Origin of the sequence: Crossiella sp. CA-258035, from assembly GCF_030064675.1 — a bacterium.
Classification (GTDB): domain Bacteria; phylum Actinomycetota; class Actinomycetes; order Mycobacteriales; family Pseudonocardiaceae; genus Crossiella.
On the sequence record NZ_CP116413.1, the window covers coordinates 7,426,991 to 7,447,425 of the forward strand.

The following is a 20,435-nucleotide window of genomic DNA, read 5'->3' on the forward strand; positions in this document are numbered from 1 at the left end:
GGAAGGACAGTCAGGACAAGGGATTTGTCATGTCCTTGATATTCACTCGAACGGCCCTAGGCTGCCGCGCATGACCATCAACCGGAGGCGCGCGCTCGGTCTGGGGACCGTGGCGGCGGCGGGTGCTGTGCTGGGGGCCGCGCCGCCGGCGGCGGCGCAGACCGATCCCATCGATGACGAGAGCGTCATCCCTGCCTCCGCGGCGCAGGCCCGGCGGCGGATCGAGCGGGTGTACCGGCGGGAGGCGCACCGCGCGGGTGGCACCTGGTCCTCCTTCATCAGCGTGACCGACCCGGACGGCACCCCGGTCGCCGCGGTGGCGGACGAGGCGGACCGGGTGGTGGAGGCCTACTCGGTCAACAAGATCGCGGTGGCCGCCGCGGTGCTGGACAAGATCGACCGCGGGCTGCTGTCCCTGGACCAGCGGGTGGACGTCACCGCGGCCATTGTCAGCAAGGACGGCGACGGCATCTTCGGCTTCGACGGCGCCTACCCGAGCTCGGTGACGCTGGGTCACGCGATGGCGAACCTGCTGACCGTCTCGGACAACACCGCGGTCCGCCTGTGCGGCCTGGTCTGCCCGGCCGCGGAGCTGAACGAGATCCTGCGCGCCAAGGGCTTCACGCACACCCAGGTGAAGCCGGTGGCGAACCCGAACCGGTTCTTCCTGGGCACCACCACCCCGCGCGAGACGCACACGCTGCTGCGCAAGCTGGTCGACGGCACGCTGGTCTCGGCCGCCTCCACCCAGTACGTGCTGACCCTGCTGCGCTCGATGGCCGCGTTCACCGACGGGATCCGGCTGGAGCTGAACTCGGCCGAGCGCGCCAGGGTGGCGACCAAGGCCGGCTGGTTCAACGACGGCCGCAACGAGGCCGGCATCGTCTTCGACGCCGAGGGCAAGCCGATGGTCACCTACTCGCTGTTCGCCTCCGGGGAGTTCCGCGGGGACGCGGCGGCGAACCTGAACGACTACAGCACCACCCACCCGGCGCTGCGGGCCAGGGTGAAGCTCGGCCGCAGCATGGTCGACGCTGTCTCCCGGATCACCTGTGCGGCCGCGCGCACCCACCGCCAGCCCGCCTACCAGCCCAGCAACGGCGGCTGACCAGCGGTGACCAGACAGGATCTCAGGGACCGACCCGGAATCGGCCCCTGAGATCCGGGCGGATGGTGCTCCCTCGGGCGGGGGAGCACCATCACGCCGCGGCGGGAATCCACCGCCGGACCGGGCCGCGAGGCTCGGGGCATGACAAGGACAACACGCGGTTTACTGGTAGCCGGGCTGACCACGGCGGCGGTGCTCGCCGGTGTGACACCGGCATTCGCGGCCGAGGCGCCGATCCGGATCAGCGGGTCGGCCGGTGGCACGCTCGGGCCCGAGTTCGGCCCGATGGCCGGCGATCCGGTGCGGTTCGAGATCGAGGCCAGTGCCACCGATCCGATGAAGCCGACCGGTCACTTCAAGGTCACCCACCACAAGCCGGACGGCTCGCTGCTGGCCCGGTTCTCCGGCGAGGTCACCGGCGCGCACGCGGTCGGGCAGGTCGGGGTGGTCAACGGGAAGATCACCTGGGCCGAGCATCCCGGGGCGCCACAGGTGGAGTTCGTGGGCAAGCCGATCTCGCTGACCGTGCAGGACGAAGGCGCGCGCGGGGACCGGATCGGGTGGGTGTGGGGGTTCTTCGGGCAGCCGGTGAGCCGGTTGCAGGGGACGGCGCCGGTGTTGCGGCTGCGGGACGGGGACTTCTCGGTGCGCGGGCCGGTGCCGGGGGTGGACGGCGCTGACAAGGCTTCGGGCGGCGGGGGTGGCGGGCTCGCTGACAAAGCCTTCGGTGCCGGGCTCGCTGGCCAGGCTTCGGGTGGCGGGGCCGCTGACAAGACTTCCGGGGGGCTCGCTGACAAGGCGGCGGCCGGGGGTGGGCTCGCGGCCGCGGGGGGCGGCGACCGGGGGCACGTGCTCGCCGGGACGGTGCACGGGACCAGCAAGGACCCGGAGTTCCTGCACGACCCGCTGATGTTCTCGGTGCGCGCGGCGGTCGCGCCCGGCAGCACACCCGACTCGGCCACCGGGCGGTTCCACGTCACCCACCACAAGCCGGACGGCGCCCTGGTGGCCGACTTCAGCGGTGACATCACCTGCCTGGTGGTCGGCGGCCGGGTCGGCATGGCCACCGGGGTGGTGCGGGCCAGCGCCGATCCCGCGCACGTCGGGCTCAGGGTGTCCTTCTCCGTCTACGACGGCGCGCGCGGGGACCGGATCGGGTGGCTGTGGGGGCTGCCGGGGTCGGAGCCGGTGCACGACTGCCAGGGGTTCTCGCCGTTCTTCACCCCGTCCGCCGGCGGCTTCCTGGCCCGAGGTCTGTAACTAGGGGCGGCTCATCGGGACGTGGGCGACGCCGCCGTCCAGGAACTCCGGGCCGGTGACCTGGTAGCCGAAGGCGCTGTAGAACCTGGTCACCGTGGTCTGGGCGTCCAGCACGGACGGGGCGTCGCCGATGTCGGCGAGCGCGGCGCGCATGAGCTCGCGGGACAGGCCCTTGCCCCGGGCGTCCGCCCTGGTGACCACCCGGCCGACGCGGATGGTCCGGCCGTCCGGTTCCACCAGCAGGCGCAGGTAGGACAGGGGTTCGCCGTCGGTGTCGGCGAACCAGAGGTGGCGGGTGGCCGGGTCCAGGTCGCGGCCGTCCAGGTCGGGGTAGGGGCTTTCCTGTTCGACGACGAAGACGTCCACGCGCAGGCGCAGCAGGGCGTAAAGGGTCGTGACGTCCAACTGGTCGCCGGTGGCTCGGTGCGGGGTGCTCACCCCGCCGTTCCTACCAGGTGAGGGAACACACGCAGTTTCCGCGTCAAAGACCGCAAGTCTTCCTGTTAAGGTTCCATCAAGGCGAAAGATTGCCCGTTTGATCATGGATTGACCCTCGCTTGTCCTGCTCACCTCGATGGGAGGCGACATGTCCCTGGACCTGACCCAACTGCCCGCGTTCCTGATCGCCTGTGCCGTCGTGGTGCTGACGCCGGGCGTTGACGCGTTCCTGCTGCTGCGCACCTCGCTGCGCCAGGGCACCCGGGCCGGACTGCTGGCCCTGGCCGGGATCCACTCGGCGGCGCTGGTGCACGTGGCGCTGGTGGTCTCCGGGCTCGGCCTGCTGATCAGCCACTCACCGGGAGTGCTCACCGCGCTGCGCTGGCTGGGCGCCGCCTACCTCGGCTTCCTCGCCTACTCGATCATCCGCGGCCTGTGGCGGGCGCGCGGCGAGCTGCGCACCGCCACCGCTGGTGAGCGGGAGGACGAGCGGCCGGGCAACGGGCCGTTCCTGCGCGGGTTCCTGTGCAACATCACCAACCCGAAGATGCTGCTGTTCTGCCTGGCGTTCCTGCCGCAGTTCCTCGGCGCGGCCGGCAACCCCGTGCTCCAGCTGGGCGTTCTCGCGGCGGTGTTCCTGGTGCTGGCCTTCGCCTGGGAGCTGGCGATCGTGCTGGCCGCCAGCAGGCTGCAGGAACGGCTGGCGCGTCCGGCGGTGCTGAACGGGCTGGACGCCTTCTGCGCGGTAGCCTTCCTGACCATGTCGGTCGGGCTGGTGCTCGGCAGCTGAGCCGCACGGCCCGCCGCCGTCCGACCCAGGGAGCCGCCCGTGTTCTTCGTTCTCCAGGTAGTGATCACCGCCGTGGCGCTGTGGGTGTCCACCGCGTTGCCCGGCATCGACATCGGGCCCGGCCCGGTCTCGGTCGGTGCGAAGATCGGCACGCTGCTGCTGGTCGGCCTGGTCTTCGGTCTGGTCAACGCGATCATCAAGCCGGTGGTCAAGCTGGTCGGCTGCGTCTTCTACCTGCTCACCCTCGGCCTGATCGGCCTGGTGGTGAACGGCCTGCTGTTTTGGCTGACCGGCTGGGCCGCGGGCAAGCTGGGCCTGCCGTTCGAGGTGACCGGGTTCTGGCCGGCGTTCTTCGGCGCGATCATCGTCGCGGTGGTCAGCTGGGCGCTGAACGCGGTTCTCCAGGCACGTGAGGCCGTCGAGGACTGAGTGCTGACAGCCGCTGCTAGGACCTGAGCACCAGGTCCAGCAGCGGCTGGTAGGTGCTGACCCGCACGTACACGCCGGGCTGGAACGGGCGCGCGCAGCCGATGCCCCACGAGGTCACGCCGACCAGCTTGCCGCCGGCCACCAGCGGGCCGCCCGAGTCGCCCTGACAAGTGTCCACGCCGCCGTTGGCGTAGCCGGCGCAGAGCATCGAGCCTGCCTCGAAACCGGCCAGCACGGACTGGCAGAGCGGGTCGCTGACCACCGGTAGCGCGGCCTTGAGCAGGTAGCGGGACGGGAAGCCGCCCTCGGCGGTGCGGCCCCAGCCCAGCGCGGTGGCGTAGGAGCCCGGTCCGTAGAGCAGGGTGTCGGCCGGGGTGGCCAGTGGCAGGGTGGGCAGCGCCAGTGGCAGGGCCAGGCGCAGCACCGCGACGTCGTGGCCCGCGCGCACATCGGTGTAGAACGGGTGGATCCAGATCCCGGTGAGCGTGCGGACCTCGCCGCCCAGCGCGAGCAGGTCCTCCCGGCCCGCGATGACCATCAGGTCCTGGGGCTGGCGGCCGACCGCGCAGTGTGCGGCGGTGAGCACCATGGTGGGCGTGACCAGGGTGCCGCCGCAGATGACCGAGCCGTCGGGCTTGGCGATGGCGACCGTCCAGGGGAACTCGAAGATCGAGGCCCTGGTGCCGCCGACGACCCGGGTGTCCGGTGGTGGGCTGGGGGCCACGGCGGCGTGCGCGCCGGGTGCGGGTGCCGCAGCCGCGAGCGCGGGTGCGGGCACGGCGCACAGGAGCAGGGCTCCCACGATCGCCGCGCGGATGCCGGGCCAACCGAGCCGTGCACGCGTGCCAGACCTCATCGTCCGCTCCCCTCTGCTCGCCTCACCTCCCCAGGACAGCCCGGGTGGCGCGGGCGGACAAGTCGAGTCGGCGAACGCAACCCACGCGGGTGACCTCGGCTGGACAAGCCGGAGACAGCCCGATGGGGCGGCCCGCGTGCGCGGACCGCCCCATCGGGGTGCAGGGATATTCAGTTGTGGCCGTGTGGCAGGGCTAGGAAGCGATCTGCTGGCTCAGCACCGCGTGGTACGGCGCGATCCGGGCGTACACGCCGGGGTAGTTCGGCGCGGCGCAGCCACGGCCCCAGGAGGTGGCGCCGATGAGCTTGCCGCCGACGATCAGCGGGCCGCCGGAGTCACCCTGGCAGGTGTCCACGCCACCCTGCGGGAGACCGGCGCACACCATCGAGGTGTTGCTGTACTGCGAGTACGCGGTCTTGCAGGTCTGGTCCGAGGTCAGCGGCACGTTCGCCTTGAGCAGGTAGCGCGAGGCGGAGCCGCCGGAGCTGGTGGTGCCCCAGCCGAGGATCAGCCCGCTCTGGCCGGCCGCGTAGAGCGCGGTGTCCGACGGGGTGGCCAGCGGCACGGTCGGGCCGCTGATGTTGCGGTCCAGGGTCAGCACCGAGACGTCGTAGCCCGCGGTGGCGGTGGTGTAGCTGGGGTGCACCCAGATCTTGGTGACGCGGGCGACGGTGCCCGCGGTGCTCTGCTTGTCCTCGCGGCCGTGCACCACGTAGGTGCTCGACGGGGAACGGCCCTTGGTGCAGTGCGCGGCGGTGACGACCTTGTTCGCCGCGACCAGGGTGCCGCCGCAGAACTGGCCGGAGCCGGAGCTGCCGGAGGCCAGGTACACCGTGTACAGGTGCTGGCTGATCGATGCCCGGGTGCCGCCGACGATCAACGGGTCGACGTCGGATGACGGCGAGGCGTTCACGGCTGCCGCGGAGGAGAAGCTGACCGCCGCGACCGCGGCGACGATGCCGAGCATTCGGCCAAGGCGACGCAGGGTTACCGCCATGGTGGGGCTCCTTTTCTCGTGCCCTCGAACGAGTGGGAGACGCATACCAAGAGCAACAGAGGAGTGACCCGCCACACAACGGTCGTTCGGTGTGGGCCAATCGGGCGGCGAGCCACTCCGTGCCTGTTAAGAGCCGATTTGCGCAGCCAACTGGCTGTAGTAGCTGGACACGCGGGCGTACACACCGGGCTTGCCGGCCTGTGCGCAACCCTCACCCCAGGAGGTGATGCCGACCAGCTTGCCGCTCACCACGAGCGGGCCACCGGAGTCGGCCTGGCAGGTGTCCTTGCCGCCCTGCGGGTAGCCCGCGCAGACCATGGACGCGCTCTTGTACTCCGAGTACGCGCTCGCGCAGGTCTGATCGGAGGTCAGCGGGACGACGACCTGACGGAGCGTGTCGGAGTAGTCGCCGTTGCCGGTGGTGTCGCCCCAGCCGAGCGCGCGGGCCTGGGTGCCGGCCTTGTACAGCCCCGAGTCCGCGGGCTGGGCCAGCGGCAGGGTGGTGTAGTTGAGGTTGCGATCCAGCGTCATGACCGCCACGTCGTCACCCTGGGTGACACTGCGGTAGTTCGGGTGCTGCCAGATCTTGGTCACCCTGGCCGTGTGGCCCTGGCTGGTGCGCAGGTCGGTGCGGCCGGCCACGATCTGCCAGCGGGAGACGGCCTTGCCCGCGGTGCAGTGCGCGGCCGTGACGACCTTGTTCGGCGCGGCGAGCGTGCCGCCGCACCACTGGGTGCCGTCGAGCAGCAGCGCGACGGTCCACGGGTACTGCTGGGTGGTGGCCGCGGTGCCGCCGACGATCAACGGGTCGACCGTCGTCTCCGGCGGCGGTGCCGCGCTGGCCATGGCGCCGGGCGCCAGGCCGAGGGTCACGGCGGCTGCCGCGACCCCGATGAACTTGACCAGGCGATGCAGGGTGGTCGCCAACGGTCACTCCTTCCTCGTGCCCTCGTACGAGGTCCCAGCCCAGGTGGCCGGGTTGCGCTGTAGGCAACGCGAGGAGTGTTTGCGTCGACAACCGCCCTTCGTCGTGACCCGTTCGGCCTAATCAGTTTCTGGCCATGCGGACCACTGCTGAGCAGGCAGAACCCAGCTCAGGACGGCGTGGTTAATCTGTTGTTGCGTGAAGACTTAATGATCGGAAACGCGGCAGTTACCGGTCGGACTGAATTTTCACCTGAGGGCGCGGCGCTGGCCGAGCTGGGCGTTGATCAGCTCGAGGTAGTTGCCGATCTTGGTGTAGACGCCGGGCTTGTTCTGCTGGGCGCAGCCCTCGCCCCAGGAGGTGATCCCGATCAGCCGTCCCTCGGCGACCAGCGGACCGCCCGAGTCGCCCTGGCAGGCGTCGATGCCGCCCTTGTCGTACCCGGCGCAGAACATCTCCGCCGGGTCGTAGGTGCGGTAGGGCCGGGAGCAGCTGGTGTCCGGCAGCACCGGCACGGTCGCCTGCATCAGGTAGCGGGAGGTGGGCCCGGCCTCCCTGGTCGCGCCCCAGCCGACCACGGTCGCCTTGGTGCCCGGCCGGTAGCGCGGGTCGTTGTGCTCGGCCAGCGGCAGGGCCGGCACCTCGAAGGCCTCACCGAGGGTGAGCACGCCGAGGTCGTCGCCGTTGAACACCGACTCGAACTCCGGGTGCGTCCAGATCCGGTTGACCGGCAGCACGCGGCCGGTGGTGCGGCTCTGCGTGTCGGTGCGCCCGGCGACCACCTTGATGTCGGCGGGCGGGCGGTTGGCCACGCAGTGCGCGGCGGTGAGCACCTTGGTCGGCGCGATGAGGGTGCCGCCGCAGTACTGGTTGCCGGCGCGGCCGGTGAGGTAGACCGCCCACGGGTGCGCCGAGGTGTTGGTGGTGGTGCCGCCGACGATCCGGGCCGAGCGCAGCTGGACGTCGTCGCGCTGGGCCTCCGGCGCGGGCGCGGGGCTCAGCACCGAGTAGACCAGTCCGCCGAGGAGCACCAGCGCCGCCGCGGGCGCCAGCAGCCACCACCGGTTGCGCGGCGGTTCGGTGTTCGTCATCGACATACCTCTCACGATCGGCACGCTGTGCGACTGATCGGGCACCCAGCGCACGCACGGGGAAGCATACTCCGTCGTTTGGTCGAGAAATCACTACGCCGAACGGGTGCAGGCGGGGTTCGTGTCATGCTGGATGGGTGGGGAGCGGAAGCTGGGCCGGCACGGCGGTCGCACTGGGTCTCGCGGTGGCGCTGACCGCTTGTCAGGGGCCGGGGGAGCCGGTGACAACCAGCACGCCCGCGCCGCCGCTGACGTTCCGGTTCGAGACCAGCACCCCGCCACCCAGCAGCACCCCGCCCGGCGGTGAGCAGCGGCCCGCTCCCCCGCCGCCGGTGTGGACGGTCGGCGCGCGACCGCTGCCCAAGCGGCCGGACGGTTTCGGCCAGGTGCTGCCCACCCCGCCCGAACTGGCCCAGCGCAGGCTGCCCAGCGCGGACCGGCTGCCGCCGCCGAAGGACGGGCGGTTCGCCGCGGCCGTGGTCCCGGTGCCGGCGGAGGTGCTCGCGCGCAGCACCTGGCAGCCGGCCTGTCCGGTCGGCAAGGACGAGCTGCGGTACCTGACCGTGTCGTTCTGGGGGTTCGACGACCGGCCGCACACCGGCGAGCTGATCCTGGCCGCGGGGGTGGCGGAGAAGGTGCGCGCGGTGTTCGAGCGGCTGTACGCGGCCCGGTTCCCGATCGAGGAGATGCGGGTGACCACCAAGGCCGAGCTGGACGCCCCGCCCACCGGCGACGGCAACAACACCAACGGCTTCGTCTGCCGCCCGGCGCGTGGGCAGACCCGCTGGTCCGCGCATGCCAAGGGCCTCGCGGTGGACCTCAACCCGTTCGCCAACCCCTACCTGCGCGGGGACCTGGTGCTGCCGGAGCTGGCCTCGGCGTACGTGGACCGGCGGCAGCGCAAGCCCGGCATGATCCACGCCGGGGACGCGGTGGTGCAGGCATTCGGCGCGATCGGGTGGACCTGGGGCGGGGCTTGGCGGACGCCCAAGGACTACATGCACTTCTCGGCCACCGGGGACTGAGCGGGGCCGGAGGTCGGCGGCTGGGCGACGGGCGCGGGGTCGGGCGACGGACGACGGGGGCCCGGCACAGCGCGGTAGCTGGGCAGCGCTGAAGTCGGGCGCAGCGCGGGAGTCGCGCAGTGGAACCGCCCGCCGAGCCAGGGCTCAGCGGGCGGTCGTGTTCGGTGTGTGTGCTCGGCTCAGTTCGCCGAGGGGCCGGAGCCCTTGCCCGCGTCGCCGCTGCCGCTGTCGGCGCGGTTGCCGCCGGTGAAGGAGTTCCACACCTTGCCCGCGGTGTCCGAGACCAGGTTGCCGACCTCGCTGAGGACCTTGGCCAGCGGGTCCGCCGAGGAGGTGATGGCCTCCTTGTAGGACTTCGCCGCGCCCTTGATGTCGTCCTTCCAGTTCGAGGTGGTGCTGTCGTCGCCGCGGCGCGGGTAGTTCCCGGCCAGGATGTCGCGGTACTGCTCGCTCGCCGCCCACTGCTGCAGGTCGGCGGCCCGCACCACCGGCAGCGGGTGGGTGAGTCCGTCCAGGTGGATGAGCTTGAGCACGCTGTCGCGCACGTCCTCCACGCCGTCGTAGTCGGCGGCCTGCTTGAGGTACTCGGCGGTGTCGATCTTGGTGGGGTCGGTGACGCCGGAGAGGATCATGTGCACCCGCAGTGCCACGGCCGCGTCCTGCACGCACAGCAGGCCGGCGCGGTCGGCGGAGAGCTGGGAACGGCGGTGCCAGTCCTGCAGCGCGAGGATGATCGCGCGCAGGCCCCAGTACCCGACCGGCATCCAGGACATGCCCGCGGCCAGGCCGATCAGGCGGCGCAGGATCGTGTAGTACAGGACGTGCCCGGAGAGGATGTGGCCCATCTCGTGACCGAGCACGAACCGGAGCCCGTCCTCGTCCAGCAGCTCGACCAGCCCGGTGGTGATGACGATGAACGGCTCGTCCATCCCCATCGCGTAGCTGTTCGGGTGCGGGTCGCGCGCGACGAAGAGGTCGGGCACCTGCTCGAGGTCGAGCGCGGTGGCGCACTCGACCCGGAGGCGGTGCAGCTCCGGGTACTGGTTCTCGGAGACCTTGATCGAGGTCGCCAGGGCGAGCAGGCGTTCGCTGCGCTCCGGAATGGCGCCGTAGATCGCCTTGAGGACGGCCGGGAAGCCGGGCACCGCGCGTGCGGTGGCCAGGGCGCCCCGGTCGGCCGGGTGTTCGTAGGCCCTCGGGCTGATCTGTGGGAACCGGGTGCGCCCAGTCGCCACGGGCACCTGGGCCGCGTCGTCCGCCATCGTCAACCCCCGTTAGTCGGTGTAAAGCGGTACTGCATTCGAGCGTACAGACGCATGCGCGCTCGTGCGGTCGGTCTCAGGGACAACTCAGGGACAACTCAGGGTCCGGCACTTCGGTAGTCCGAATAGTCCAGGCGGCCCAGCCTCCGGGCCTGGACGGCGCAGCCGGGCGCGGATGGCCGAAGTACTGATGAAATTCCGCGAAGGCGAGGACTACGCCTACTCCGAAGTGCGATTCGGCTTTTCTGCGGCTTCGGTCGCAAGCCTTGTCCGCGATTACCGCGCACTGTTCTGATTCTCCTGCCGGACCGCGACCCGGCAGGGCAATGACGAAATCTCCGAACAAATGGGAGTGAACAATGCGCAACGTGACCAAGTTCCTGGCGGCGGGCACCTCCGCGCTCGCCCTCTCCGCCGGCCTGCTGCTGACCGGCGGCATCGCCTCCGCCGCCCCGGCGGCCACCGCCGCCGAGCAGTCGGCGGGCTTCCACTTCTCCAGCGCCACCGTGCTGTCGGTGACCACCAAGAAGCTCACGCTGAAGCTGGCCTCCGGCGCCACCGTGGACGTGCACCTGGGCAAGGACACCAAGATCGAGGGCTCGCTGGCCGTCGGCGGCAAGGTCAACGTCCGCGGCATCAGCGTCGCGGGCTCGCTGCTGGCGAACCTGGTGATCGTGCTCTGACCCAAATATCGCAATCGAACCACCGGCGAGAGTGACCCTGGTCAACCGATTTGATGGACCTCGGTCACTCTCGGCCGTTCGAATACCTGTCGGTAATGACGAATGAGATGAGAATGGCCCAGCCACCCTGCCATCTCCCTAGTGCGGAATGTTCACTGGGAGTTGAGCCCGATTTGGGCTCACGCTAGGGAACGAGGGAGCCAGGACCATGCGATCCTTCACCAGACGAACCGTCGCCACCGTTGCCGCCACCGCGATGTCAGCGGGATTGTTCCTCATCGCCGCACCAGCCATGGCAGCGACCCCTGCCCAGGCAACGACCAGCACGGTCGCCGCCGCGTCCGACCACGATGACTACGACTACGAGGACGCCGAGGTGGTCGCCGTTCTCGAGGGCGCCATCAAGGTCAGGCTGGACACCGGCGAGATCATCACGCTCAGGGTCGGGCCGGGCTGCCCGATCCTCAAGGGGGGCGTCCTGGTCGACCTGGACTCGATCCACGTCGGGCTGGAGGTCGACATCGACCTCGGGCTCAGTGTCAACATCCTCGGCATCATCGAGATTCACGGAGTCGCCGGACTGATCTCGATCGGCTAGTCGCCGCCTGGCGCACGCCGTACCCACGACTGGCCGCCGCTCCTGCTCAGCAGGGCGGCGGCCAGTTGCGAGCGGCGGGCGATTCCCAGCTTCCGGTACATCCTGGTCAGGTGCTGCTCCACCGCCCGCGAGGTGACCAGGAAGCCCTCCGCGATCTCCCGGTTGGTCCGGCCGCGCACCACCTGCTCGGCGATCCGCAGCTCGTGCGGGGTCAGCTCGGCGCCGTCCACCACCTCACCACGGCGCAGCTCACCGAGGCCGGCGGCCTGGCGGCGGATGGAGTCGGCGAGCACGTCCGCGCCGCAGTCCTCGGCCAGCCGCAGCGCGCGCCGCAGCAGTGCGCCGGACTGGGTGGCCTTGCCCTGGGCGCCCAGGTGCAGCGCCAACTCGGCCAGTGAGCGGGCCAGCTGCGGGCGGGCCGGGGAGTTCTCCAGGTGCCGCACCGACTCGGTGAGCAGGGCGGTCCGCTCGGCCTCCGGCGCGGTCAGCGCGGCGGTGCGCAGCGCGACGCCCAGCGGGCCGGGCCCGCCCCAGCGGCGGGCCAGCGCGAGCTCCTCGGCGGCGAGCCGTTCGGCGTCGGCGCGCCGGCCGGTGACCAGGTAGAGCGGGACCGCGCAGGAGCGCCACAGCAGCAGCGCGCGGTCGGTGACACCCCGGTCCAGGAAGCGCTTTCCGACCTGTTCGAGGTCGGCCAGGCCGCCGCTGAGGTCGCCGAGGGAGGCGCGCAGCAGGCCGCGGACCAGCAGCAGGTAGTTGTAGCGCCAGCCCGCTGGCAGCTCGTCGGCCAGGCCGCGGTTGTGCAGCAGGTCCGCGGCGGCTGGGGCCTGGCCGCGTTCGAGCAGGATCTCCACCAGGGTGGCCACCACGAACAGGGTGGCGCTGCGGGTGCCGGTGCGCAGCTGGTCCAGCACGGCCAGCGCGGCGCGGGCGTCCGCCTCGGCCTCGGCCAGCGCGCCGCGGCGGCAGCGGACCTGGGCGCGCAGGCCGAGCGCGGCGGCGGCGCGCAGCGAGTAGCCGAGGCGGCGGGCCGCGGTGAGCAGCTCGGTGCAGTGCGCCTCGGCCAGGTCGAGGCGTTCCAGCACGAACAGCCCGGCGACCAGGTAGGCGAACTCCCAGCGTTCGGCCAGCTCGGCGCCCTGACCGGCGACCGGGGTGCCGCCGCGCTGGGCCCAGGCGCGCAGCACCAGTGGCTCGGCCTCGGCCGCGCTGGATCCGCCGACCGCGGCCTGGAAGGCGAGCAGGGTGTCGGCGAACCGGCTGGCCCGCATCGAGCCGGCCGCGCCGCGCAGTCCGGCCAGGCGGTGCGGCAGGTCGGGCTGGACGTGGCAGTCGTCGACGTGCAGGCACAGCACGGACAGCCGCAGCTGCCTGGCCAGGCCGGCATCGTGTGGCTCGACCCTGGCGGCGGCCCGCGCCAGCAGGGCGATGCCCTCGGCGTGCCGGTCGGCCTCGCCGAGCTCCTGGGCCAGCGCGTGCGCGGCCCTGGCGGCGAGCACCGGGTCGGTGTCCTCGCCGGTCAGCTCGGCCAGGCGGGCCGCGGCGGGTTCCGGGTCGACGTGCAGCTCGGTGAGCGCGAGCTCCAGGCGGAGCTCGGCCAGGTCGCCGGCGGGCTGGGGTTCGGCGAGGGCGCGGCGCAGGCAGCGCACGGCCAGCTCCGGGGCGCCGTTGGCGGCCGCGCCGCGGGCCGCGCGGATGAGGGTGTCGGTGATCCAGTCGCCGGTGACCGCGCCGGGGCCGGTGGCGGTCAGGTGCGCGGCGACCTGTTCGGCCGGGGCGGCGGTGGCGTGCAGGTGCCGGGCGGCGCGGGCGTGCGCGGTCTCCTGCTCGGCCGCGCTGACCTCGGCGGCGAGCGCGCCCGCGACCAGGCCCTGGGCGAAGGTCAGCGGTTTGCCGTCGGCGAGCACGCCGAGTCCGGTCAGCTCGCGGGCGGCTTCGGCGGCCTCGGCCGGGTCGAGGCCGGCGGCCGCGGCGGCCAGGTCCAGCTCGGCCGCGCCGAGCACGGCGAGCGCCCTGGCCAGGCGGGTCACCTCGGGTGGCTGGGCGTGCAGGCGCGGCAGCAGCAGCTGGGCGATCTGCCGCTCACCGAACTCGGGCACCTCGGCCGCGTGCGCCGCGGTGGGCGGCACCCCGGCGGCCCGCGCGGCGCGGGCCAGCTCGCCGAGCAGGTACGGGTTGCCGCCGGTGGCCGTGGCGCAGGCGGCGGCGAACTCGGGCTCGACCGGCTCGCCGAAGACGGCGGTGAGCAGGTCGGCGCAGTCCGCGGCGGCCAGGCCGGTGAGCGCGAGCGGCTGGCCCGCGGTGACCAGGTCGTCCAGCGCGGCCGGGTCGGCGACCTCCCGGCCGGCGCCGCGGGTGACGGCCAGCAGCACCGGCAGGCCGTGCAGGCGGCGGCGCAGGTAGGCCAGCCAGCGCAGCGAGGGCGGGTCGGCGGCCTCGACGTCGTCCACCGCGATGACCAGCGGCGCGGTCGCGGCCAGGTTGGCGGTGAAGCGGAACAGGCCGTGCAGGGCGGCATAGGTGTCCAGCGCGGGCCGGTCGCCGTGCAGGCCCTCCCAGCCGAGCACCCGTTCGGCCAGCACTGCCGGTCCGGCCAGCAGCCGCTCCCGGCACTGCGCGGGCGCGGTGAGCAGCACCGGTTCCAGCAGCTGCCGGGCCACGCCGAAGGCGAAGTCGCGCTCCACCGGCGCGGCCTGCGCGCTGAGCACCAGCAGCCCGTCCCGTTCGGCCTGCTCGGTGAGCGCGCGCAGCAGGGTGGTCTTGCCCATGCCCGCGGCGCCGGTGACCAGGACCGCGCGGGGCAGGCCGCCGGCGGCGTCGGCCAGCAGGGCGCGCAGGCTGGCCAGCTCGGCGCGACGCCCGACGAGGAGGCGGTCGCGCTCGGGCGTCCATGGTCGCTGGCGCGTCATCGGCTGCTCCTCGAAGGCCACTTCCGGGGCTTCGCGGCGGTGCGAGTGCTGAATGGTGGAAGCCTAGGAACCGCTGGGACGGCGGGCCAGTCCACATTGGAATTTGTGGTACAGACTGTCCCTGTGACAGCGGACTTCCTGGGTGAGGCCTATAGCGCGCGGACGATCGAGCTGGCCGCAGTCCGGAATGTGGACTCGGTGGCCACGCTGGTGCGCTACCCGGCGAAGTCTCCCGGTAAGGGCGCTTTGCTCTACGTGCACGGTTTCTGCGACTACTTCTTCCAGACCCACGTCGCCGAGTTCTTCAGTGCGCTCGGTTATGACTTCTACGCGCTGGACCTGCGCGCCTATGGCCGGTCGCTGTTGCCGGCCCAGCTGCCCAACTACGTCACCGACCTGGCCGAGCACTTCGAGGAGCTGGACGCCGCCGCCGAGCTGATCCGGCAGGACGGGCACGAGCGGCTGGTGGTGATGGCGCACTCCACCGGCGGGCTGATCACCCCGCTGTGGGCCGACGCCCGGCGCGGGCAGCTGCCGCTGGACGCGATGGTGCTGAACAGCCCGTGGCTGGACCTGGCCGAGCCCTGGTTCAACCGGACCATCGGCACCGCGATCGTCCGGCTCCTCGGCCGGTGGCTGCCGAAGCTGGTGGTCAAGCCGACGCTGGCGCCGACCTACGCGCACAGCCTGCTGCGCGCCCACCACGGCGAGTGGGACTACAACCTGGCCTGGAAGCCGGTCGAGCACTTCCCGGTGCGGATGGGCTGGCTGCGCGCGGTGCGCCGGGGCCATGCGAAGGTGCATGCCGGGCTGGACGTGGGCGCGCCGGTGCTGGTGCTGTGCTCGGACAAGAGCCTGCTGCACCGCAAGGTCTGGGAGCAGGCGGCCGGCAACGCGGACACCGTGCTCGACGTCGAGCAGATCGCCAGGTGGGCGCCGCGGCTGGGCCGGGAGGTGACCGTGACGCCGGTGCCGGGGGCGCTGCACGACGTGTTCCTGTCCGCGCCGGCGGTGCGGGAGCGGGCGCTGGCCGAGGCGGGGAACTGGCTGACCTCGCGCACGGCGCTGTAGCGGCCGCGCGGTGGCCGCCCCCAGTGTCGGCCGTCACCCGGAGTGAAAATATCGGGGTCTACCCCGAGGTGCGCGGGGCGGGAAACGGGGAATGTGAATGGGGAAGCGGCCGCAGCGAGCGGCCCGACCCCAGGAGGTACTCACGATGTCCGCCCCGATCAGGTCGCGACGGCTGGCCCGGTCGCGCAACAGTGTGTTCTTCGGCGTGGCCGGTGGCCTTGCCGAGTACTTCGGCTGGAAGCCCGGCACGGTGCGGTTGCTGTTCGTGGTCTCGTGCGTGCTTCCTGGGCCGCAGTTCCTGCTCTACCTGCTGCTGGCGCTGTTCATGCGCTCGCCGGAGAAGTACTGAACCGCGCTGAGCTGAACTGAGCTGACGAACCCCCCGCCGTGCCACCGGCGGGGGGTTCGTCATTTGTCAGCTCAGACCTGCGGGGCCCAGCCCGGCATCGGGTAGCCGGCCATCAGCTCGGCGACCTCGGCCGCGATGCGCTCGATGGCCGCCTCGTCGTTCTCACCCGCCGCGGTCACCGCGCGGTCCATCCACTCCGCGACCTGCGGCATCTGCTCCACGCCCAGGCCACGGGTGGTGATGCCCGCGGTGCCCAGCCGGATGCCGGAGGGGTCGAACGGCTTGCGCGGGTCGAACGGCACCGTGTTGTAGTTCAGCTCCACGCCCGCCCGGTCCAGCGCCTTGGCCGCGGGCTTGCCGCCGATGCCCTTGCTGGTCAGGTCGGCCAGGATCAGGTGGTTGTCAGTGCCGCCGGAGACCAGTTCGAAGCCGCGCGCGAGCAGTGCCTCGGCCAGCGCCTTGGCGTTGGCCACCACGGCGTGCGCGTACTCGCGGAAGGCCGGGCCGGATGCCTCGCCGAGGGCGACCGCGATGGCGGCGGTGGTGTGGTTGTGCGGGCCGCCCTGCAGGCCGGGGAAGACCGCCTTGTCCAGGGCCTTGGCGTGTTCGGCGTCGGACATCAGCATCGCGCCGCGCGGGCCGCGCAGGGTCTTGTGCGTGGTGGTGCTGATCACCTGGGCGTGCCCGGCCGGGCTGGGGTGCGCGCCACCGGCGATCAGGCCGGCGATGTGCGCGATGTCGGCGACCAGGATGGCGCCCACCTCGTTGGCGATCTCGGCGAAGGCCGGGAAGTCGATGGTGCGCGGGATCGCGGTGCCGCCGCAGAAGATCAGCTTCGGCCGTTCGGCGCGGGCCAGGTCGCGCACCTGGTCCATGTCCACGGTGCCGGTCTCCTTGCGCACGCCGTACTGCACGGCGCGGAACCACTTGCCGGTGGCCGAGACGCTCCAGCCGTGCGTGAGGTGGCCGCCGGAGGGCAGCGCCATGCCCATCACGGTGTCGCCCGGCTCGGCGAAGGCCAGGTAGACGGCCAGGTTGGCCGGGGAACCGGAGTAGGGCTGCACGTTGGCGTGGTCCACGCCGAAGAGCGCCTTGGCCCGGTCCACGGCCATGGTCTCGATCGGGTCGACGAGCTGCTGGCCCTCGTAGTAGCGGCGGCCGGCGTAGCCCTCGGAGTACTTGTTGGTCAGCACGGTGCCGGTGGCTTCCAGCACCGCTTCGGAGACGTAGTTCTCCGAGGCGATCATGCGCAGTTTCTCGAACTGGCGGCCTGCTTCGGCCTGCACGAGTTCGGCGAGCACCGGGTCGGCATGGGTGAGGTGAGGCAGGGCGGGCTGGTGCATGGACGAGTCCTCCTCGCGGCACGGCAACGGGTTCCGGCTGCGCCCAGGCGTACGGCGCGCACCGATCCGTGCCGCTCCCCGATGGTTGGTTCCACCCGAACACGCCAGTCGCGACAGGGGTGATCCTACCGCGCGACGGGGTAGGAGAGGGGTGGATAGGGTGATCCGCAGCCGCGGTGCCCATGACCCGCGAGACCCCATTGCTTGGAGTGCCGATGAGCCTCGAACGTCCCGTCGCCCCCGATCCCTACAGCCTGCTGCCCCCGGTCGGCTCCTTCACCGTCACCTCCGCCGACGTGGCCGACGGCGAGCAGCTGACGAACGCGCAGGTGTTCAACGGGATGGGTCTTTCCGGCGAGAACCGCTCCCCGCAGCTGAGCTGGAGCGGCTTCCCCGCCGAGACTAAGAGCTTCGCGGTGACCTGCTTCGACCCGGACGCGCCGACCCCGTCGGGCTTCTGGCACTGGGTGGTGGTGGACGTGCCGGCCACGGTCACCGAGCTGGCCGCCGACGCCGGCCGCGCGGACGGCTCCGGGCTGCCCGCCGGCGCCTTCCACGTGCGCACCGACTTCGGTTCGGCGGGCTACGGCGGGGCCGCGCCGCCCGCCGGGGACCACCCGCACCGCTACCTGTTCGCGGTGCACGCGCTGGATGTGGAGACCCTGGGCGTGGACGCCTCGGCCACCCCGGCGGTGGTCAGCTTCAACCTGGTCTTCCACACCCTGGCGCGGGCCGTGCTCAGCCCGGTCTTCGCGCACTGACCGGATGGGAGTCCGGGTCTTACCGGCCTGGGTCGCGGGCATCGCCGCGGTCGTACTGGCCCTGGTGCTGTTCGTGCCCTACGTCGCCGTGCGCTACCGCAAGCGCGGCGACCTGGGGGCCGGCGATGTGGCGGTGGCCTTCGCCTTCCTGCTCTACCTGCTGGCGCTGCTCGCCTATGTGATGATCCCGCTGCCGCCGGTGGGACCGGACTTCTGCCAGCAGTTCGGCGTGCGGGCGCAGTGGCAGCCGCTGCACGTGCTCACCGAGTGGCCCTCGGTGCACGGCTGGCGGGACCTGCCCAGGGTGGCCGCGGACGGCAGCTTCCGTTCCTTCGCGCTCAACGTGGCGCTGTTCGTGCCGCTGGGCATGTTCGTCCGGCACCTGTTCCGGCGCGGTTTCCTGGCCAGCGCGTTCATCGGCGCTGGGGTGTCGCTGCTGATCGAGCTGACCCAGCTGACCGGGATCTGGTGGGTCTACCCGTGCGCGTTCCGGATCTTCGACGTGGACGACCTGATCTCCAACACCACCGGCGCGGCGCTGGGCGTGCTGTTCGCGCCGCTGCTGCGGCTGGTGCCCGGTCAGCGGACGGTGGCCGACGCCGGGCTGCCGCGGCCGGTGACCCGGTGGCGGCGGCTGCTGGCGATGGTGTGCGACCTGCTGCTGGTGTGGTGGGCCGGGAACGTGTTCGCGCTGGTGGTCGGGCTGGGCGGGGTCGCGGGGCCGTGGGTGCCCGCGTGGGCGCAGTGGTGGCTGCCCGCCGGGATCCTGCTGCTGCTGACAATGGTGGCGCGGGGCGCGAGTCCGGGGCAGGTGATCGTGCGGCTGCGGCCGGTGGCGGCCGGGGACGGTGCGGACCAGCGGCCGGGCACCCGGCCGCCGGGGCCGGTGGCGCTGCTGGTGCGCTGGCTGATCGGGCTCGGCGGGGTGGCCGGGCTGCTCGGGTTCGCCGCGGCGCCGACCGAGGTGCCCGGTGCGGACATCGCGCTGTGGCTGGCGCTCGGCTTGCTGCTGGCGCACGCTGTTTCGGCGGTTTTCGGGCGGGATCAGCGGGGAATCTCCGGGCGGCTGGCCGGGTTGCAGGTCATCGACGCCCGGATGCCCGCGGCGGAGCGCGACCCCGCCGATGGCCGGCGGACCACGAGCGACAGGCAGGATGGATAGCGTGCCTCACTACGACCTGGTCATCATCGGCAGCGGCTCGGGCAACTCGATCATCGACGAGCGGTTCGACGACTGGAACATCGCGATCGTGGAGAAGGGTGTCTTCGGCGGCACCTGCCTCAACGTCGGCTGCATCCCGACCAAGATGTTCGTGCATCCCGCCGAGCTCGCCGGCAGCCCGAAGCCCGCGGCCAAGCTGGGCGTGGACCTGGAGCTGCACGGGGTGAACTGGCCGGAGATCCGGGACCGGGTGTTCGGCCGGATCGACCCGATCGCCGAGGGCGGGTTCCGCTACCGCGCGCAGGAGTGCCCGAACGTCACCGTCTACACCGGCGAGGCGAGGTTCACCGGGCCGAAGCAGCTGGACACCGGCACCGGGGTGACCATCACCGCGGACCGGTTCGTGATCGCGGCGGGCAGCCGTCCGGTGATCCCGGCGGTGGCCGGCATCGACGAGGCCGGCTTCCACACCAACGAGACCGTGATGCGGCTGGAGAAGCTGCCCGCGCGGATGGTGATCCTCGGCGGCGGGTTCGTGGCCACCGAGTTCGCGCACGTGTTCAGCTCCTTCGGCGTTCAGGTGACCGTGGTCAACCGGTCGGGCTCGCTGCTGCGGGCCGAGGACGCGGACATCTCCGCCCGGTTCACCGAGCTGGCCGGTCAGCGCTGGGACCTGCGGCTCAACCGCAAGGCGCTGCGCGCGGAGCGGGTGGACGGCGTGGTCCGGCTGCACCTGGAAGGCCCGGAGGGCGCCGAGGTGGTGGAGGCCGAGGAGCTGCTGGTGGCGGCCGGGCGGATCCCGAACGCGCGCCTGCTGGAGGTGGAGAAGACCGGGGTCGGCACGCATGCCGACGGGCGGATCGTGGTCGACGAGCACCAGCGCACCGAGGTGGCGGGCATCTTCGCCCTGGGCGATGTCAGCTCGCCGTACCAGCTCAAGCACGTGGCCAACCACGAGGCGAAGGTGGTCCAGCACAACCTGCTGCACCCGGACTCGCCCAGGACCACCGACCACCGGTTCGTGCCGCACGCGGTGTTCTCCACCCCGCAGGTCGCCTCGGTCGGGCTGACCGAGGAGCAGGCCAAGGCGGCCGGGCTCAACCACGTGGCGGTCACCCAGGAGTACGGCGGCATCGCCTACGGCTGGGCGATGGAGGACACCACCAGCTTCTGCAAGCTGATCGCCGACCCGGCCTCCGGGCTGCTGCTCGGCGCGCACATCATCGGGCCGCAGGCGGCCACGCTGATCCAGCCGCTGATCCAGGCCATGCACTTCGGGCTGGACGCGCGGACCATGGCGCGCGGGCAGTACTGGATCCACCCGGCCATGCCGGAGCTGCTGGAGAACGCGCTGCTCAAGATCTGAGCCGGGCTGGTGGGC

The 20,435-nt window shown here is 72.0% G+C and carries 20 protein-coding genes and 1 riboswitch; of the genes, 12 read left to right on the forward strand and 8 right to left on the reverse strand.

Annotated features, from left to right (window positions below):
- Positions 1-70: 70 nt before the first annotated feature.
- Together N8J89_RS33350 and N8J89_RS33355 are read left to right on the forward strand one after the other, a co-directional pair.
- Positions 71-1,108, forward strand: a complete 1,038-nt coding sequence (locus N8J89_RS33350) for a serine hydrolase (protein ID WP_283660952.1) — start codon at positions 71-73, stop codon at positions 1,106-1,108.
- A 141-nt stretch (positions 1,109-1,249) separates the two neighbouring features.
- Positions 1,250-2,368 carry a hypothetical protein gene (locus N8J89_RS33355; protein WP_283660953.1) on the forward strand — a complete coding sequence of 373 codons (1,119 nt, stop codon included), beginning with the start codon at positions 1,250-1,252 and terminating at the stop codon, positions 2,366-2,368.
- Here the strand turns inward: N8J89_RS33355 and N8J89_RS33360 are convergent, their stop codons facing one another.
- On the reverse strand, positions 2,369-2,806 hold the full coding sequence (locus N8J89_RS33360; protein WP_283660954.1) for a GNAT family N-acetyltransferase: 438 nt from the start codon (positions 2,804-2,806) through the stop codon (positions 2,369-2,371).
- Between the two features lie 148 nt (positions 2,807-2,954).
- Here N8J89_RS33360 and N8J89_RS33365 point away from each other — a divergent pair, with 148 nt between their 5' ends.
- The gene (locus N8J89_RS33365; protein WP_283660955.1) at positions 2,955-3,596 is read left to right on the forward strand and encodes a LysE family translocator; all 642 of its coding nucleotides are present in this window, start codon (positions 2,955-2,957) and stop codon (positions 3,594-3,596) included.
- 39 nt (positions 3,597-3,635) lie between these two features.
- A complete protein-coding gene (locus N8J89_RS33370) occupies positions 3,636-4,025 on the forward strand; it encodes a phage holin family protein (protein WP_252480712.1) in 390 nt (129 codons plus the stop codon).
- 16 nt (positions 4,026-4,041) lie between these two features.
- On the opposite strand, the gene N8J89_RS33375 is transcribed toward N8J89_RS33370, so the two are convergent.
- From N8J89_RS33375 to N8J89_RS33390, 4 genes are all read right to left on the reverse strand, one after another.
- Positions 4,042-4,881 (reverse strand): S1 family peptidase, encoded by an 840-nt coding sequence (locus N8J89_RS33375; RefSeq protein ID WP_283660956.1) that lies wholly within the window; start codon positions 4,879-4,881, stop codon positions 4,042-4,044.
- Between the two features lie 193 nt (positions 4,882-5,074).
- Positions 5,075-5,878, reverse strand: a complete 804-nt coding sequence (locus N8J89_RS33380; protein WP_283660957.1) for a S1 family peptidase — start codon at positions 5,876-5,878, stop codon at positions 5,075-5,077.
- A 126-nt stretch (positions 5,879-6,004) separates the two neighbouring features.
- A complete protein-coding gene (locus N8J89_RS33385) occupies positions 6,005-6,805 on the reverse strand; it encodes a S1 family peptidase (protein ID WP_283660958.1) in 801 nt (266 codons plus the stop codon).
- 246 nt (positions 6,806-7,051) lie between these two features.
- Positions 7,052-7,894, reverse strand: coding sequence for a S1 family peptidase (locus tag N8J89_RS33390; protein ID WP_283660959.1), 843 nt, complete (start codon positions 7,892-7,894; stop codon positions 7,052-7,054).
- A gap of 137 nt (positions 7,895-8,031) precedes the next feature.
- Here N8J89_RS33390 and N8J89_RS33395 point away from each other — a divergent pair, with 137 nt between their 5' ends.
- The gene (locus tag N8J89_RS33395) at positions 8,032-8,919 is read left to right on the forward strand and encodes a M15 family metallopeptidase (RefSeq protein ID WP_283660960.1); all 888 of its coding nucleotides are present in this window, start codon (positions 8,032-8,034) and stop codon (positions 8,917-8,919) included.
- 179 nt (positions 8,920-9,098) lie between these two features.
- Here N8J89_RS33395 and N8J89_RS33400 read toward each other — a convergent pair whose 3' ends face one another.
- Positions 9,099-10,181: a M48 family metallopeptidase gene (locus N8J89_RS33400; RefSeq protein ID WP_283660961.1), complete on the reverse strand. Its 1,083-nt coding sequence runs from the start codon at positions 10,179-10,181 to the stop codon at positions 9,099-9,101.
- A 368-nt stretch (positions 10,182-10,549) separates the two neighbouring features.
- Here N8J89_RS33400 and N8J89_RS33405 point away from each other — a divergent pair, with 368 nt between their 5' ends.
- Both N8J89_RS33405 and N8J89_RS33410 read left to right on the forward strand, forming a co-directional pair.
- Complete coding sequence (locus tag N8J89_RS33405) at positions 10,550-10,864, forward strand: hypothetical protein (RefSeq protein ID WP_283660962.1); 315 nt, start codon at positions 10,550-10,552, stop codon at positions 10,862-10,864.
- A gap of 208 nt (positions 10,865-11,072) precedes the next feature.
- The gene (locus N8J89_RS33410; protein WP_283660963.1) at positions 11,073-11,462 is read left to right on the forward strand and encodes a hypothetical protein; all 390 of its coding nucleotides are present in this window, start codon (positions 11,073-11,075) and stop codon (positions 11,460-11,462) included.
- On the opposite strand, the gene N8J89_RS33415 is transcribed toward N8J89_RS33410, so the two are convergent.
- Positions 11,459-14,368: an AAA family ATPase gene (locus tag N8J89_RS33415; protein ID WP_283660964.1), complete on the reverse strand. Its 2,910-nt coding sequence runs from the start codon at positions 14,366-14,368 to the stop codon at positions 11,459-11,461. The two genes, N8J89_RS33410 and N8J89_RS33415, sit on opposite strands and share 4 nt — an antisense overlap.
- A gap of 123 nt (positions 14,369-14,491) precedes the next feature.
- Here N8J89_RS33415 and N8J89_RS33420 point away from each other — a divergent pair, with 123 nt between their 5' ends.
- Together N8J89_RS33420 and N8J89_RS33425 are read left to right on the forward strand one after the other, a co-directional pair.
- Complete coding sequence (locus tag N8J89_RS33420) at positions 14,492-15,439, forward strand: alpha/beta hydrolase (RefSeq protein WP_283660965.1); 948 nt, start codon at positions 14,492-14,494, stop codon at positions 15,437-15,439.
- A gap of 145 nt (positions 15,440-15,584) precedes the next feature.
- Positions 15,585-15,788 (forward strand): PspC domain-containing protein, encoded by a 204-nt coding sequence (locus N8J89_RS33425; RefSeq protein WP_252480701.1) that lies wholly within the window; start codon positions 15,585-15,587, stop codon positions 15,786-15,788.
- A 71-nt stretch (positions 15,789-15,859) separates the two neighbouring features.
- Here N8J89_RS33425 and glyA read toward each other — a convergent pair whose 3' ends face one another.
- Entirely contained in the window at positions 15,860-17,131 is a 1,272-nt protein-coding gene (glyA, locus tag N8J89_RS33430) for a serine hydroxymethyltransferase (RefSeq protein WP_283660966.1), read from the reverse strand.
- Positions 17,132-17,165: 34 nt separating this feature from the next.
- Positions 17,166-17,253, reverse strand: a riboswitch (ZMP/ZTP riboswitch).
- Between the two features lie 93 nt (positions 17,254-17,346).
- Here glyA and N8J89_RS33435 point away from each other — a divergent pair.
- From N8J89_RS33435 to N8J89_RS33445, 3 genes are read left to right on the forward strand one after another with little or no spacing between them, the layout of a single operon-like run.
- Positions 17,347-17,892 (forward strand): YbhB/YbcL family Raf kinase inhibitor-like protein, encoded by a 546-nt coding sequence (locus N8J89_RS33435; RefSeq protein WP_283660967.1) that lies wholly within the window; start codon positions 17,347-17,349, stop codon positions 17,890-17,892.
- A gap of 4 nt (positions 17,893-17,896) precedes the next feature.
- A complete protein-coding gene (locus N8J89_RS33440; protein ID WP_283660968.1) occupies positions 17,897-19,054 on the forward strand; it encodes a VanZ family protein in 1,158 nt (385 codons plus the stop codon).
- 1 nt (position 19,055) lies between these two features.
- On the forward strand, positions 19,056-20,420 hold the full coding sequence (locus N8J89_RS33445; RefSeq protein ID WP_283660969.1) for a mycothione reductase: 1,365 nt from the start codon (positions 19,056-19,058) through the stop codon (positions 20,418-20,420).
- Positions 20,421-20,435 lie beyond the last annotated feature (15 nt).

Bases quoted from the DNA above. Each gene is read 5' to 3' on its own strand.
- N8J89_RS33355 (WP_283660953.1), top strand. From the start codon at position 1,250: ATGACAAGGACAACACGCGGTTTACTGGTAGCCGGGCTGACCACGGCG.
- N8J89_RS33410 (WP_283660963.1), top strand. From the start codon at position 11,073: ATGCGATCCTTCACCAGACGAACCGTCGCCACCGTTGCCGCCACCGCG.
- N8J89_RS33425 (WP_252480701.1), top strand. From the start codon at position 15,585: ATGTCCGCCCCGATCAGGTCGCGACGGCTGGCCCGGTCGCGCAACAGT.
- N8J89_RS33435 (WP_283660967.1), top strand. From the start codon at position 17,347: ATGAGCCTCGAACGTCCCGTCGCCCCCGATCCCTACAGCCTGCTGCCC.
- N8J89_RS33380 (WP_283660957.1), bottom strand. From the start codon at position 5,878: ATGGCGGTAACCCTGCGTCGCCTTGGCCGAATGCTCGGCATCGTCGCC.
- N8J89_RS33390 (WP_283660959.1), bottom strand. From the start codon at position 7,894: ATGACGAACACCGAACCGCCGCGCAACCGGTGGTGGCTGCTGGCGCCC.
- N8J89_RS33375 (WP_283660956.1), bottom strand. From the start codon at position 4,881: ATGAGGTCTGGCACGCGTGCACGGCTCGGTTGGCCCGGCATCCGCGCG.
- N8J89_RS33400 (WP_283660961.1), bottom strand. From the start codon at position 10,181: ATGGCGGACGACGCGGCCCAGGTGCCCGTGGCGACTGGGCGCACCCGG.
- N8J89_RS33415 (WP_283660964.1), bottom strand. From the start codon at position 14,368: ATGACGCGCCAGCGACCATGGACGCCCGAGCGCGACCGCCTCCTCGTC.
- glyA (WP_283660966.1), bottom strand. From the start codon at position 17,131: ATGCACCAGCCCGCCCTGCCTCACCTCACCCATGCCGACCCGGTGCTC.
- N8J89_RS33440 (WP_283660968.1), top strand. From the start codon at position 17,897: ATGGGAGTCCGGGTCTTACCGGCCTGGGTCGCGGGCATCGCCGCGGTC.
- N8J89_RS33365 (WP_283660955.1), top strand. From the start codon at position 2,955: ATGTCCCTGGACCTGACCCAACTGCCCGCGTTCCTGATCGCCTGTGCC.
- N8J89_RS33350 (WP_283660952.1), top strand. From the start codon at position 71: ATGACCATCAACCGGAGGCGCGCGCTCGGTCTGGGGACCGTGGCGGCG.